This is a genomic window from Ensifer sp. D2-11 (assembly GCF_054161295.1).
In genome coordinates this window covers 2,889,140-2,902,998 of record NZ_CP096433.1, presented here as the reverse complement: position 1 = coordinate 2,902,998, position 13,859 = coordinate 2,889,140, and the positions used below count along the sequence as shown (strand labels likewise).

14 protein-coding genes are annotated in these 13,859 nt (G+C 64.5%); 4 read left to right on the top strand and 10 right to left on the bottom strand.

What is annotated here, in order from left to right; genetic code table 11:
- Positions 1 to 426 precede the first annotated feature (426 nt).
- Together cysK and M1D34_RS13915 are read right to left on the bottom strand one after the other, a co-directional pair.
- Entirely contained in the window at positions 427 to 1,395 is a 969-nt protein-coding gene (gene cysK, locus M1D34_RS13920; protein WP_003527809.1) for a cysteine synthase A, read from the bottom strand.
- Positions 1,396 to 1,534: 139 nt separating this feature from the next.
- On the bottom strand, positions 1,535 to 2,152 hold the full coding sequence (locus M1D34_RS13915) for a LysE family translocator (protein WP_003527807.1): 618 nt from the start codon (positions 2,150 to 2,152) through the stop codon (positions 1,535 to 1,537).
- Between the two features lie 162 nt (positions 2,153 to 2,314).
- On the opposite strand from M1D34_RS13915, the gene M1D34_RS13910 reads away from it, so the two are divergent.
- A complete protein-coding gene (locus tag M1D34_RS13910; protein ID WP_003527805.1) occupies positions 2,315 to 2,947 on the top strand; it encodes a LysE family translocator in 633 nt (210 codons plus the stop codon).
- On the opposite strand, the gene M1D34_RS13905 is transcribed toward M1D34_RS13910, so the two are convergent.
- On the bottom strand, positions 2,944 to 3,858 hold the full coding sequence (locus M1D34_RS13905; RefSeq protein WP_153313576.1) for a DMT family transporter: 915 nt from the start codon (positions 3,856 to 3,858) through the stop codon (positions 2,944 to 2,946). The two genes, M1D34_RS13910 and M1D34_RS13905, sit on opposite strands and share 4 nt — an antisense overlap.
- A 134-nt stretch (positions 3,859 to 3,992) precedes the next feature.
- Between M1D34_RS13905 and M1D34_RS13900 the strand changes: the two genes are divergently transcribed.
- Positions 3,993 to 4,430 (top strand): Lrp/AsnC family transcriptional regulator, encoded by a 438-nt coding sequence (locus tag M1D34_RS13900; RefSeq protein ID WP_498779521.1) that lies wholly within the window; start codon positions 3,993 to 3,995, stop codon positions 4,428 to 4,430.
- Here the strand turns inward: M1D34_RS13900 and dut are convergent.
- Complete coding sequence (dut, locus tag M1D34_RS13895; protein ID WP_003527798.1) at positions 4,423 to 4,905, bottom strand: dUTP diphosphatase; 483 nt, start codon at positions 4,903 to 4,905, stop codon at positions 4,423 to 4,425. The two genes, M1D34_RS13900 and dut, sit on opposite strands and share 8 nt — an antisense overlap.
- Before the next feature lie 98 nt (positions 4,906 to 5,003).
- Here dut and M1D34_RS13890 point away from each other — a divergent pair, with 98 nt between their 5' ends.
- The gene (locus M1D34_RS13890) at positions 5,004 to 6,587 is read left to right on the top strand and encodes a peptide chain release factor 3 (protein ID WP_127540023.1); all 1,584 of its coding nucleotides are present in this window, start codon (positions 5,004 to 5,006) and stop codon (positions 6,585 to 6,587) included.
- A 16-nt stretch (positions 6,588 to 6,603) separates the two neighbouring features.
- Here M1D34_RS13890 and M1D34_RS13885 read toward each other — a convergent pair whose 3' ends face one another.
- Both M1D34_RS13885 and M1D34_RS13880 read right to left on the bottom strand, forming a co-directional pair.
- Positions 6,604 to 7,500: a DMT family transporter gene (locus M1D34_RS13885; RefSeq protein ID WP_498779518.1), complete on the bottom strand. Its 897-nt coding sequence runs from the start codon at positions 7,498 to 7,500 to the stop codon at positions 6,604 to 6,606.
- A gap of 84 nt (positions 7,501 to 7,584) precedes the next feature.
- A complete protein-coding gene (locus tag M1D34_RS13880; protein ID WP_498779516.1) occupies positions 7,585 to 8,394 on the bottom strand; it encodes an AraC family transcriptional regulator in 810 nt (269 codons plus the stop codon).
- A 118-nt stretch (positions 8,395 to 8,512) separates the two neighbouring features.
- Between M1D34_RS13880 and M1D34_RS13875 the strand changes: the two genes are divergently transcribed.
- On the top strand, positions 8,513 to 9,496 hold the full coding sequence (locus M1D34_RS13875; RefSeq protein ID WP_248445962.1) for an NAD-dependent epimerase/dehydratase family protein: 984 nt from the start codon (positions 8,513 to 8,515) through the stop codon (positions 9,494 to 9,496).
- Positions 9,497 to 9,500: 4 nt separating this feature from the next.
- Here M1D34_RS13875 and M1D34_RS13870 read toward each other — a convergent pair whose 3' ends face one another.
- The 4 genes from M1D34_RS13870 to iolD form a co-directional block, all read right to left on the bottom strand.
- Positions 9,501 to 9,905 (bottom strand): GFA family protein, encoded by a 405-nt coding sequence (locus M1D34_RS13870; protein ID WP_003527790.1) that lies wholly within the window; start codon positions 9,903 to 9,905, stop codon positions 9,501 to 9,503.
- A 76-nt stretch (positions 9,906 to 9,981) separates the two neighbouring features.
- Positions 9,982 to 10,782: a 5-deoxy-glucuronate isomerase gene (gene iolB / locus M1D34_RS13865; RefSeq protein ID WP_498779513.1), complete on the bottom strand. Its 801-nt coding sequence runs from the start codon at positions 10,780 to 10,782 to the stop codon at positions 9,982 to 9,984.
- A 134-nt stretch (positions 10,783 to 10,916) separates the two neighbouring features.
- On the bottom strand, positions 10,917 to 11,819 hold the full coding sequence (iolE, locus tag M1D34_RS13860) for a myo-inosose-2 dehydratase (protein WP_498779511.1): 903 nt from the start codon (positions 11,817 to 11,819) through the stop codon (positions 10,917 to 10,919).
- A 165-nt stretch (positions 11,820 to 11,984) separates the two neighbouring features.
- Complete coding sequence (iolD, locus tag M1D34_RS13855) at positions 11,985 to 13,838, bottom strand: 3D-(3,5/4)-trihydroxycyclohexane-1,2-dione acylhydrolase (decyclizing) (protein ID WP_498779509.1); 1,854 nt, start codon at positions 13,836 to 13,838, stop codon at positions 11,985 to 11,987.
- Positions 13,839 to 13,859 lie beyond the last annotated feature (21 nt).

Here is a 13,859-nt window from a genome sequence, read left to right as displayed (position 1 = left end):
TTCGATGAGGATGGGGCGCCCCTCATCCGGCTGCCGCCACCTTCTCCCCGTTCTGACGCTACGGCATGCACATATCTCTTGCGCGCCGGTGCGGCGGATACTGCTGATGAAAGGGATCCCTCGGGAACCCAACCGCCTCAACCCCGCTCGGTCGGGGTTGCCCCTCAACCGGCTGCCGCCACCTTCTCCCCGCAGGCGGGGAGAAGGGATATGCCGCGCCCCGCTCGCTCCCTCGGGCGGGCGGAGCGGGGTTCAGTTGGCGCCGCTTGTCCCTTCTCCCCGCCTGCGGGGAGAAGGTGCCGGCAGGCGGATGAGGGGCGGGTGACCGCTAATGCCAATGTTAGCGCATACGGGTTTGATCCCAAGGATCCATCCGCAAGCCTCGGCACAGCAGGCCGGCTGAGGGGGATGCCGCGACTGCCGGCGCTAGGCTCCCAATCCCTCGAACAGCACCGTCGAAAGATACCGTTCGGCAAAGGACGGAATGATCACGACGATATTCCTGCCGGCGTTTTCCTCGCGCTGTCCCACCTCTATCGCCGCCTGGAGCGCGGCACCGGCGGAGATGCCGACCGGCACGCCTTCGAGTCTGGCGACGAGCCGCGCCGCCTCTATGGCCTCGCCGGCATTTACCGTGACGACTTCGTCATAGACGCTCGTGTCGAGGATCGCCGGTGCGAAACCGGCGCCGATACCCTGGATCTTGTGCGGACCCGGGGCGCCGCCGGAAAGGATAGGGGATTCTTCGGGCTCGACGGCGATCACCCTGACCGATGGCTTACGGGCCTTGAGCACCTGGCCGGCACCGGTGATGGTGCCGCCGGTGCCGATGCCGGACACGAGGATGTCGACTGCGCCTTCCGTGTCGTTCCAGATCTCCTCGGCGGTCGTCGTGCGGTGGATTTCCGGATTGGCCGGGTTCTCGAACTGCTGCGGAATGATCGCGTCGGGCAGCGTCTCGGTGAGTTCCTGGGCCTTGGCGATTGCGCCCTTCATGCCCTTGGCGCCTTCCGTCAGCACCAGTTCGGCACCGAGAAGCGTCAGCATCTTGCGGCGTTCGACCGACATCGTCTCGGGCATGGTGAGGATCAGCCTGTAGCCCTTGGCGGCCGCGACGAAGGCGAGTGCTATGCCCGTATTGCCCGAAGTCGGCTCGACCAGCGTCGTGCGGCCGGGCGTGATCTTCCCTTGCGCCTCGAGCGATTCGATCATCGCGACGCCGATGCGGTCCTTGACGGAGCCGATCGGGTTGAAGAATTCGAGCTTGGCGAGCAGGTTCGCCTTCACGCCCTTCTCCTTGGCGAGCTTGTCCAGCCGCACGATGGGAGTGTCGCCGATCGTCTCGGTGATCGAGGAAAAGACGCGGCCGCGGCCGGGCTTGCGCGCTTCAGGCATATGGTTTCTCCCTTCGTTTCTTGAATTTGTCGCTGCGACAATAGGAGCTATGCGGGCTTCCTTCCAGAGCGGGAACGCCTTGGATCGATGGTGCTGAAGGAAAAAACCGTTGCGAAGCGGCCCGCAGGGAAATCTTTTTTCAGGTCGCGCGGGTCGCAATGTAGGCGGCCGTTCCGGCGAGAATGCCGGCCGCGGCCCGGTTCAGAACCTTCAGTGCCTGCGGCTCTTTCAGGAGCGAGCGGGCTCGGGCCGCAAGCAGCATATAGGGCAGCAGCACGGCAAGAAGCACGAGGAAAGTCGCCACAAGCAGCAGTCCGTAGTCGCGCATCCCGATCGAGGCGAGATCGATCAGCGTCGGAACCAGCGCCACATAGAAAAGCATCGTCTTCGGATTGCCGAGCGTGACCGTCAGGCCCGAGAGGAAGGAGAGCGCCGCACTCGTCGATTTCCGCGCCTCGATGTTCTGCGACAGGAGCCCGGCCGTCCAGAGCTTCCAGGCGATATAGCCGAGATAGAGCGCGCCAGCGATCTTCACGACCAGGAACGCGGTCGTGAATGTCTGGGCGATGAAGGCGAGCCCGAGCACCACCGCCGTCAGATAGACCATGTCGCCGACGATGAGGCCGAGGCCCATGAAGAAGGTTTCCCGAAAGCCCGATCCCAGGGCTCGGGCAACGAGCGCCGTCACGCCCGGGCCGGGAATGATCCCGGCGATGAAGAGAGCGCCGCTATAGGCGAGAAGAGCCGCAAGTGTCACGATCGTTCCTCCTGATAGGGGCAGGTGTACCGCAATCTGCCGCAGAGGAAAATCCGGGTGGCATCCCCATTTAGGCGCGAAAATTGATCGGGTGACAAGAACGGCGTTGCCCTTCGCGGTAGAGCCGTACACCTTCCGGAAAACATCGGAGACCGGCGCCCCATGCCCGAAATTCAGAACCTCCTGGGCTTCGCACTGATCGCACTCGGCATGGTGCTGACGCCGGGGCCGAACATGATCTATCTGATCTCGCGCTCGATCTGCCAGGGACCGGGGGCGGGGCTGATCTCGCTTGGGGGAATAGCGCTCGGCTTCGTCTGTTACATGGTGTCTGCCGCGCTCGGCATTACCGCCCTGCTTCTTGCGGTCCCTTTTGCCTATGATGTCCTTCGTTTCGCAGGTGCGCTTTACCTGCTTTATCTCGCCTGGCAGGCGGTTCGTCCCGGCGGCCGCTCGATCTTTCAAGTACGCGACCTGCCGAAGGATCGCCCGCGCAAGCTCTTCGCGATGGGCCTCTTCACCAGCCTGCTCAACCCGAAGGTGGCCATCCTCTACCTGTCGCTGCTGCCGCAATTCATCCGCCCCGAGGCCGGCAACGTGCTCGCGCAGTCCCTCGTCTTCGGCAGCGTGCAGATCGCGATCAGCGTCAGCGTCAATGCGCTGATCGCGGTGACCGCCGGAGCGGTGGCCGCCTTCCTCTCTGGCCGCCCGTCCTTCATGCTGGTGCAGCGCTGGCTCATGAGCACGGCGCTCGCGGGTCTTGCCATCAGCATGGCCGCGGAGGCGCGGCGTTAGAGGCTTCCTTCCGCCGGACGCTTGGCGGACGGTGACGAAGGCTTAAGGGTCCAGCCGAGATTGGTGCCCGCGGCAGCAATGAGGATCGCGACCGAGCCCGCGATCTGCACCGGCTGCAGGGCGTGGCCGAACGCGATGCGGTCCACCAGGATCGCGGCTACCGGATAGATGAAGGAAAGGGCGCCGGTCATGTGGGTCGGCAGCTTCTGTATGGCGCCGTAAAGCAGAATATACATGATGCCGGTATGAACCACGCCGACGGTCAGCAGCAGCGCCCACTGGAGCATTCCCTGCGGCAGCGGCGCGACAAGGGCGAAGGGGGCGAGCATGGCCGCTCCGGTGATGACCTGCACCAGCGCGATCAGATGTGGCGGCGTGCCCTTGAGGAGCTTGGTGACGAGCGCCGCGATGGCGTAGAAGAAGGCGGCGCCGAGCGACAGCGCTATCCCGGCGAGATAGTCGCTGGGTTCATAAGTGCCCGCGGGCTTGGCGAGGACGATCGCGATCATGCCTGCGAAGGAGAGCGAGAGCCAGAGGAGCTTGCTGGCGGTGATCTTTTCACCGAGAAAAAGCGCACCGAGCCCGAGCAGCATGAAGGGCTGCGTGTTGTAGACCATGGTCGCGATGGAGATCGAGGCGCGGGGATAGGCGGCGAAGAGCAGGAGCCAGTTCACGACGATCGCGACCCCGCCCAGAGCGGAAAGAATGATGACCTTCATCCGCAAATGTCTCAGGTCGATGAGGCCGAAGACCGCCGCAAGCGCGGCGAGCGTTGCAGCCCCGAACACGCAACGCCAGAAGACGACGCCCGCGACGGGCTGGCCTGACATCAGCACGAACCAGCCGATCGTTCCCGAAATCAGCATCGCCGCCGTCATTTCCGCGCTGCCGCGCCTTATGTCCTTATCCATGGCCTTGGCTCCATCCATTGTGCTTCAAGAATAATGAGCCTGTCGGCGCAGGGATATGGATATTGAGAGGGAAATATAGGAAGATACCTAACGAATTAAGGTGATAAGGTTAATTTGGCTTATGAGGGAATTACATGTTGGACGAGCTCGACCGCCGCATTCTCGAAATTCTGGCCGCCAACGCCCGGGTGTCGCTGAAGGAACTGGCGCAGGAGGCGGGCCTTTCCTCGCCGAGTGGGGCGGAGCGGCTGCGCAAGCTCGAGGAGCGCGGCGTGCTCGACGGCTTCACGATCTCCGTCAATCCGGCGCGTCTCGGCTATCCGCTGCAGGCGATCGTCCGTATCCGGCCGATGCCGGGCATGCTGCATATCGTCGAAAGGCTGATCCAGGAAACGCCCGAATTCATCGAATGCGACAAGGTCACGGGGGACGACTGCTTCATCGCCAAGATGCTGGTGCGCGACATGGCGGAACTCGACACGATCCTCGATCGCATCGCGGAAAAGGCGCAGACGAACACGTCGATCGTCAAATCCTCGCCGGTCAAGCGGCGCCTGCCGCCGCTTATTTAGTTCCGGTCGAGCCGAAGCCGCCAGCCCCGCGCGCCGTCGTCGTCGCGCCATCCGCCTCGCGGATCGCCAGCTGGGTCACCGGGGCGATCACCATCTGGGCGATACGCATGCCGCGCTCGACCGCGAAATCCTCCGCACCGAGATTGACGAGCAGCACCTTCACCTCTCCGCGATAGTCGCTGTCGACGGTGCCCGGCGTGTTGAGGCAGGTGATGCCGTGCTTGAAGGCCAGCCCGGAGCGCGGCCGGATCTGTCCTTCATGACCGGCGGGGATCTCGAAGATAAAGCCCGTCGGGACCAATGCGCGCTCTCCCGGCCGGATCGTCATCGGTTCGTCGGCCGGCAGGGCCGCGCGCAGGTCCATGCCGGCGGCACCCGCGGTCTCGTAGGCCGGCAGGTCGAGACCCTCGCCATGAGGCAGACGGACGAGGGTGAGGCCAGGGGTCAGGGCAGGTCGATTTTCGGGCGTGTGCATGGTCATTCCGTCATAAGCACGGCCGGGCTTGCCGCAGTCAATTGCATATTGGCCCCCGAGCCTGTAAAGGACGCCGCAACTCACAGGATACTCAGATCATGGCCGAAAGCATTGCCGAGGCGGTCTCCCGCCGCCGTACATTTGCGATCATTTCGCACCCGGACGCCGGTAAGACGACGCTCACCGAGAAGCTTCTGCTCTTCGGCGGCGCGATCCAGCTCGCCGGCGAGGTCAAGGCCAAGAAGGACCGTATCCAGACCCGCTCGGACTGGATGAAGATCGAGCGCGAGCGCGGCATCTCGGTCGTCACCTCGGTGATGACCTTCGAATACAACGAAACCGTTTTCAACCTGCTCGACACGCCCGGTCACGAAGACTTTGCCGACGACACCTATCGCACGCTGACGGCGGTCGATGCAGCCGTCATGGTGATCGACGCGGCCAAGGGTATCGAGCCGCGCACGCTCAAGCTCTTCGAGGTCTGCCGCCTGCGCGATATCCCGATCATCACCTTCGTCAACAAGATGGACCGCGAAAGCCGCGACCCCTTCGAAATCCTCGACGAGGTCGAGCAGAAGCTGGCGCTCGACTGCGCGCCGGTCACCTGGCCGATCGGCCGCTCCAAGACCTTCTGCGGCACCTATCATCTTGCCACCGACGAGGTGCGCGGCGCCGACACGCAGGAGCGGCTGACCAAGGTCAACGATCCGGAAATGGCTTCGCACCGTCTGCCCGAAAACGAACGCGACACCTTCATCGAGGAAACGTCGCTGGCGATCGAGGCGTGCAAGCCCTTCGACCGCAAGGCTTTCCTCGAAGGCCATCTGACGCCGGTGTTCTTCGGCTCGGCGCTGCGGAACTTCGGTGTGCGCGACCTGATCAATGCGCTCGCCGACTTTGCGCCGCCGCCGCGGGCCCAGGTTGCCGACATCCGCACCGTCGAGGCGACGGACGACAGGATGACCGCCTTCGTCTTCAAGATCCAGGCGAACATGGACCCGAACCACCGCGACCGCATCGCTTTCGTCCGCGTCTGCTCGGGCAAGCTCGAGCGCGGCATGAAGGCGCGGCTGTCGCGCACCGGCAAGCAGATGGGCCTGACGGCGCCGCAATTCTTCTTTGCCTCGCAGCGCCAGCTCGCCGATACGGCTTTCGCCGGCGACGTCGTCGGCATCCCGAACCACGGCACGCTGAGGATCGGCGATACGCTGACGGAGGGCGAGCCGCTCGTGTTCCAGGGCGTGCCGAACTTCGCACCGGAAATTCTCCGCCGCGTCCGGCTTGAAGATGCGATGAAGGCGAAGAAGCTGAAAGAGGCGCTGCAGCAGATGGCGGAGGAGGGCGTCGTGCAGCTCTTTTCTCCGGACGACGGTGCGCCTGCGATCGTCGGCGTCGTCGGCGCGCTTCAGCTCGACGTCCTCAGGGAACGCCTGCAGGCGGAATACAGCCTGCCCGTCTCCTTCGAGATGTCGCGCTTCTCCATCTGCCGCTGGATCTCCGCCGAGAGCCCGGCCGATCTCGAAAAGTTCATCGCGACCCACCGCGGCGACATCGCGCGAGACCTCGACGGCGACCCGGTATACCTGGCGCAGGACGGGTTCTCGCTGCGCTACGAGTCGGAGCGCTATCCGGCGGTCAAGATGGTCGCGATCAAGGAGTATCACGTCGCCAAGGCGGCGTGATCGCGCCTTCGCCGGATTACGCCTCTCCGGCCCGCTCCGGACTGGCCCTGCGAAGGCCGAGGCTCAGCACGGCGACCAGCACGCATGCCATGCCGATCATCTGATTGGCGGTGATCGTCTCGCCGAGAACGGCGGCGGCGAGGAGCAGCGCGGAAACCGGTGCCAAGGCGGTGAAGACCGAGGCCTCCGTGCCGCTCACCTTCTGAAGTCCCGCATACCAGAGCACGAAGCCCCCGACCGTCGGCACGAGCGCGTAATAGGCGACCGCCGCGAGGGCCGGGACGCCTGTCGCACCCATCGAAGGAAGCTCTGCAAGCGCCAACGGGAGCGCAATTGCACCGCCGAAGCCCGTCATCAGTGCCGACAGGCCAAGCGGCGGAATCGCGACGCTGACGCGCTTGTTGAGCAGAATGAACAGACCTTCGCAGATGACCGCGCCGAAGATCAGGGCGCTGCCGGCGAGCGAATGCGCGGCGTTCGCATCCGGCCGGAAGACGATCGCGAGAACGCCGGCCGCCGCCAGGCAAGAGGCCGCGAGCACGGAGCGATGCGGACGCTCGCCGAGAACCATGATGGCGATCGCGGCGGAGACGACGGGAAGCGTCCCGATGATGACGCCGGCATCGGCCGCGGAGGTGAGCTTCAGGCCGGAAATGAGCAGAGTCGTATAGCCGACGCTGCCGGCGCCTGCCTGAAACAGGAGGATGAGCCAATCGCTCTTCGGCAGCTTGGGCCAGGACGCCCCGGTTGCTCGCATCAGGCCCAGGAAAAGAGGGAAGGCGATGGCAAAACGCAGCGCCGTTGCCGTGAACGGCGGCAGGCCGGCGGCGATGATCTTGCTCGCGATCACGGTGCTGCCGACGAGCACCATGGCGAGCGACAAAAAGACATATCCCTGAACTTGCTTCGACATTCTGCCACCGTTCCCGATTGATGATGGCGGCAGAAGAACCGATCGGCAGCGCGCGGTCTTGTATGGAATTGCAAGGCTTTGAATTCAGTTCACCGCTTGCGCATAGGCACCGGGCGAGAAGCCGTATTTGCGCACGAACACGCGTGTCATGTGGCTCTGGTCTACGAAGCCGCCGGCCGCTGCCGCTTCCGCGAGCGGCGTGCCCTCGGCGATCAGCCGCCGGACGATGTCTATCCGGCGTTGGAGGAGATAGGCATGGGGCGTAAGCCCCGTCGCCCTGGAAAAGCCGCGCACGAGCTGGAAGCGGCTCAGGCCGCTCTCGCGGGCAAGGTCCGCGAGCGTAAGCGACGCCAGCGGATCGTCCTCGATCAGGCTTATGGCCGAGGCGACCGACCTCGGCACGCCTGCCGGTGCATCCGGCGGGGCAAGCTGCATCGCCTCCGCGAACAGGGTGACGGCCAGTTCATCCCAGCGAAGCATCGTCTCGGTGCCGTCGGCGGCCGCGGCAGCCGCGAAGATCGCGCCGAAGCGGGCTGCCAGCCCGGTACTCCTGATCACCGGGTCCGAGAATTCGCAACCCGACCTTTTCCCTTCGGTGACGTCATCGACGAGCGAGGCGACCAGCGGTGGATCGAGATAGAGCATCCGCCAGGACCGGCCCGCATCGCCGATGGGGGCGCCGTCATGGACCTCACCGGGATTGACGGTGATCACGTCGCCCGCTTCCGCCTCGACGGTTCCGCGGCCGCTCAGCGACGTCTGCGCGCCCGCATGGATCAGGCCGATGCCGAACTGCTCGTGCGTATGGCGCGCGAAACTGTGGTTCGTCGTCGCTTCCACCACGTCGACGCCGGCGATGCAGCGCGGCAGCACCCTGAAATGCCCTTTCGCCATGCCCGGTTCGCCGTCTCCGTTCTTCCTTGTGCCTCGATGGTGGTATAGCGCTTCCGCCCGCTGTCGCAAAGCGCGGGCGGTTTGGTAGGCTTGGGCAGCGAGGTAAAAGGAGCGACGCATGACGATATTGGTGACAGGAAGCGCCGGCCACCTTGGCGAAGCATTGATGCGGGTGTTGCGCGGGGCGGGCCGCGACGTTCGCGGCATCGACATCAAGGGCTCCCCTTTCACCGATGCGGTCGGGTCGATTGCAGACCGCCGCTTCGTCCGTCAGGCAATGAAGGACGTGCGCGCCGTCATCCATTCCGCGACCCTGCACAAGCCGCATGTGGCGACGCACGGTTATTGCGAATTCGTCGATACCAATGTCGCCGGCACGGTCAATCTGCTGGAAGAGGCGGCCGGAGCGGGCGTCGGCGCCTTTGTCTTCACCAGCACCACGAGCGCGTTCGGTTCGGCCCTGACACCGGCGCCCGGTGAGCCGGCAGCCTGGATCACAGAGGATGTCCAGCCGATCCCGCGCAACATCTACGGTGTGAGCAAAGTCGCAGCGGAAGGGTTCTGCGAGCTTTTCGCGCGGCGGCATGGTCTGCCGGCCGTCATTCTCCGGACCTCGCGCTTCTTTCCCGAGGCCGATGACGATGCGGAAATGCGCGGCCGCTTCGAAACGGCCAATGCGCAGGCGAACGAATTGCTCTACCGGCGCGCGGATATCGAGGACGTCGCGAGCGCCCATCTATCGGCCCTCGACCGGGCGAGGGAGATCGGCTTTGGCCGCTTCATCGTCTCGGCCCCGACGCCTTTCACGCCCGACGATCTCGCAACTCTTCGGGAGAATGCCCCATCCGTCGTCTTCAGCCGATTTCCCGAATGCGAGGCGCTTTATGCGCAACGCGGGTGGCGGCTCTTTCCGACGATCGATCGGGTCTATGTGAGCGCGCGCGCGACGGCTTGTCTCGGCTGGCGGCCGAAATACGATTTTGCCCATGTGTTGAATTGCCTGCGCCGCGGCGAGGATTTTCGCAGCCCGCTCGCGATCGAGATCGGGTCCAAGGGCTACCACGACACGGTCTTTGCGGATGGGCCCTATCCGGTCGCCTGAACCGTCAATCCCGAGGCAGCCCCGGCAGCTTGCCGATGTCGCCGGACCAGGGCAGGGCGGAGGAACACCAGATCTGCTTGCGTGGTGCAAGTTCGCGCCGCTGGTTTACGGTGCCGACGCGGATGCCGATCTCCTCGGCGTCCTCGTCGGTGCCCGTCGTGTAGACCGGTGAGCCGCAATTGGGGCAGAAGAACTGCAGCCGCTTGCGTCCGTTTTCGCCGGTCTTGACATAAAGCTTCGGCTCGCCGCCGGTCAGCCGGAACGATGATCGCGGCGTGCTGGTGCTGACGCGGTAGGCGGTGCCGGTCAGCCGTTGGCAATCGGTGCAATGGCAGATCGTCACGTGCTCCGGATCGATCTCCGCCTCGTAGGTAACGAAGCCGCAATGGCACTGGCCGTCGATATGCATGAATCGCTCCTCGTCGCTTGCTTCGGCAAGATACGATAGGGCGAAGGCTCCATTCGTCCAGTGCGACCTCCGCCGGTTAAACGCCGGTGAACAGCCACTCGTGTTCCCTCGCATTGTGGAACTTCCAGATCCGCTTCGGCCCCGCCATGACGTTGAGATAATAGGAATCGTAGCCGTGGATCGCAGCGACCGGATGGTAGCCCTTCGGTACCAGCGTTACGTCGCCATCCTCCACCGCCATGGTCTCGTCCAGCGAGCGGTCGTCGGTATAGACGCGCTGCATGGCAAAACCCTGCGGCGGGTTGAGGCGGTGATAATAGGTCTCCTCGAGATAGCTTTCGGCCGGGAGATTGTCCTCGTCGTGCTTGTGCGGCGGATAGGAGGAGGTGTGACCGCCCGGCGTGATCACCTCCACGACAAGCAGCGACTGCGCCGATCCGTCGTCCTCCGGCATGATGTTCGTGACGTAGCGTGTGTTGGTGCCCTTGCCGCGCGTCATCTGCGGATGCGTACCGGGGCGGATGACCTTCGCCTTGAAGCCTTCGCCGCCCGGCGCGGAGCAGACGGCGAGGTCGAGATCGGTGGCCGCTTCGGCCTGCCAGCTGCTGCCCTTCGGCACATAGACCGCATAGGGCCGGCCCTCGAAAGGCGTCATGCGCTCGCCGAGCTCGCCGAAGTCCTCGCCGCCGACGGAAATCTTCGCCTTGCCGCTGACGAGCACGAGGCAGAGCTCCTTCTCCCCCGCTTCGCCGCCGGCCGTTTCGCCCGGCTGCAGCCGATGAAGTGCGAAGCCGACATAGGTCCAGCCGGCGCTCTCGGGCGTGATCTCCTGCATCAGGCCGGCCTGGGCCTTGGGTTTGACGAGCAGTCTCGACATGTACGGTCTCCTGAACGCGGGTTTCTGTGGTCTGCCTCTCCCCGCAGGCGGGGGGAGGGACACTGGAGGCGGCGCGGCATATCCCTTCTCCCGGCGCGCGGCGAGAAGGTGGCGGCAGCCGGATGAGGGGGCAATTACGCCCGATCGAGCCCGGCCTCCCTCGCAAACATCTTCAGCGATTTCAGCCCGAGCGACTGGTATTCGAAGGGGTTACGCACCGCCGAATCCTGTTCGGCTTCGATCACCAGCCAGCCGTCATAGCCGTGTTCGGCCGCAATTTTGAGAACAGGCAGGAAATCGACGCCGCCTTCCTCGTCGCCCGGAACCGTAAAGACGCCACGTCGCACACCCTCGAGGAAGGAGAGGCCTTCGCCTTCGACCACCTTGCGGACCGCCGGGCGGACGTTCTTGCAATGAATGTGGCGGACGCGGCCCATATATTTCCGCGCCACTTCCGCCGGGTCGGAACCGCCGAACCAGGCATGGCCGGTGTCGAGCAGCAGTTTGGTCGCCGGACCGGTGTTCCGCATCAGGAGGTCGATCTCCTCGCCGGTCTGGACGATCGTGCCCATGTGGTGGTGGTAGACGAGATCGATGCCCTGGCCTGCGCAATATTCGGCGATCGCCTCGAGGTCGGCGCCGAATTTCTCCCACTTGTCCGCCGGCAGAACCGGCTTGTCCTTCACGAGCGACTTGGAATCGTCGCCGTGAATCGCGTTCGAGGTCTCGCAGACGATCGCCACCTTGCAGCCATTGTGCTTCAGAAGGTCGAGATGCGGCTGGATAGCCTTCTTCTCCGCTTCGACATCATGGGTCAGGAGGTTGGTCGAGTGCCAGCCCGAGACGAAGACGAGATCATAACTTGAGAGCTTCTGCTTCAGCGCTTCGGGGTCGGACGGCATCTTATGACCCTTTTCGATGCCGTCGAAGCCGATCTTCCGGCAATCGGAGAGGCAGTCCTCGAGCGTCAGATGCGCGCCGATCGAATGGTCGTCGTCATTGCTCCAGGCGATCGGGTTGGTTCCGTAACGGATCATGTGTTTTGCTTTCTGCTGTCGTATCTTAAGGCGGATGCTTCGCTCTTTGTTGCGTGCCGATATGCCCCTCATCCGGCTGCCGCCACCTTCTCCCCGCTGTGCGGGGAGAAGGTGGCGAGGACTAGTCCTCGGGTTAAACCCGAGGAGAGGGGCCGCTTGGCGGTGTCAACCAAACCGCTGCGCCTGGAGGGCCTTTTCGTAGCCTTCGCGGGCGGCCTTCACCTGATCGCGGTCCGAAACCTCCGGCACCGCGACGTCCCACCAGTGCCCGCCGGCCTCCGTTGTGATCAGCGGATCGGTATCGATGACGATGACGGTCGTGCGCACCTCGTCGGCGGTCTCCGCGAGCGCAGCTTCGAGCTCGGGGATCGAGCCGACCTTGCGGGTCACGGCGCCCATGGCGGCGGCGTGCGCGGCGAAGTCGATCTGAGGCAGCTCCACATGATGCGTGTCCTTCAACAGATTGTTGAAATTGGCGCCGCCCGTTTCCATCTGCAGCCGGTTGATGCAGCCATAGCCGGCATTGTCGAGCAGCACGACGGTGAATTTGGCGCCGAGCATGATCGAAGAGGCGATCTCCGAGTTCAGCATCATGTAGCTGCCGTCGCCCACCATGACGATCACGTCGCTATCGGGCTTGGCAAGCTTCACGCCCAGGCCGCCGGCGACTTCGTAGCCCATGGTCGAAAAGCCGTATTCCATGTGATAGCCGCCTGGCTCTTCGGCCTGCCACAGTTTGTGCAGCTCGCCCGGAAGCCCCCCGGCGGCGCAGACGAGCGTCGTTTTTCTGCCGCCGCGGGCGCGCTGGACGGCGCCGATGACCTGGGCATCGGAGGGAAGCGCCGCATTGGTGGTGGCGGTCGCCCTCTCGGCCGCAGCAAGCCATTCGGCCTTGCCCGCTTTTGCCCTCTCGGTCCAGGCACTATCGGCCTTGCAGCTGCCGAGCCCGCCGGAGATGCGGTTGAGGCCGGCCCGCGCGTCGGAAATCAGCGGCTGTCCCTCGTGCTTGCCGGCGTCGAAGGCCTGGACATTGAGGCCGATGATCTTCAGCGCCTCGTTTTTGAAGAGCGCCCAGGAACCGGTGGTGAAATCCTGCAGCCGTGAGCCGACGGCAAGCACCACATCGGCCTCTTCCGCCAATGCGTTGGAGGCGGACGTGCCGGTGACGCCGACGGAACCCATATTCAGCGGATGCGAATGCGGCAGAGCGGACTTGCCGGCCTGCGTCTCGACGACCGGAATGCCGTGTTTCTCGGCGAAGGCGGCAAGTTCGGCGCTCGCTTGCGAATAAAGCACGCCGCCGCCGGCGATGATGATCGGCTTCTTCGCGGATCTGAGCGCCTCGATTGCCGATGCCAGCTCGTCGAGATCAGGCTCGATTCGACGCGGCACCCAGACCTTCTCGTCGAAGAAGGATTCCGGATAGTCATAGGCTTCCGCCTGCACGTCCTGGCAGAGCGATAGCGTCACCGGGCCGCAATCGGCAGGATCCGTCAGCACCTGCATGGCGCGGCGAAGCGCCGGGATGATCTGCTCGGGCCGGGTGATGCGATCGAAATAGCGCGAGACGGGCTTGAAGCAGTCATTCGCCGAGATCGTGCCGTCCCCGAAACTCTCCACCTGCTGCAGCACCGGATCGGGCCTGCGGTTGGCGAAGACGTCGCCGGGAAGGAGCAGGACCGGCAGCCGGTTGACATGCGCCAGCGCGGCCGAGGTCACCATGTTGAGCGCGCCCGGGCCGATCGAGGTGGTGCAGGCCATGAAGCGGCGGCGGAAGCTCGCCTTGGCGAAGGCGATCGCCGCATTCGCCATGCCCTGTTCGTTCTGGGCACGGTAGGTCGGGAGCGTTTCGCGAACGCCGTAAAGCGCTTCGCCGACGCCGGCGACGTTGCCATGGCCGAAGATGGCGAAGACGCCGCCGAAGATCGGCACGCGCTCGCCGTCGATGATCGTCATCTGCCGGGTCAGGAACCGCGCCACGGCCTGTGCCATGGTCAGGCGCACGGTTTTCTGGCTCATTTGTTTCCTCCTCGCGGCCGC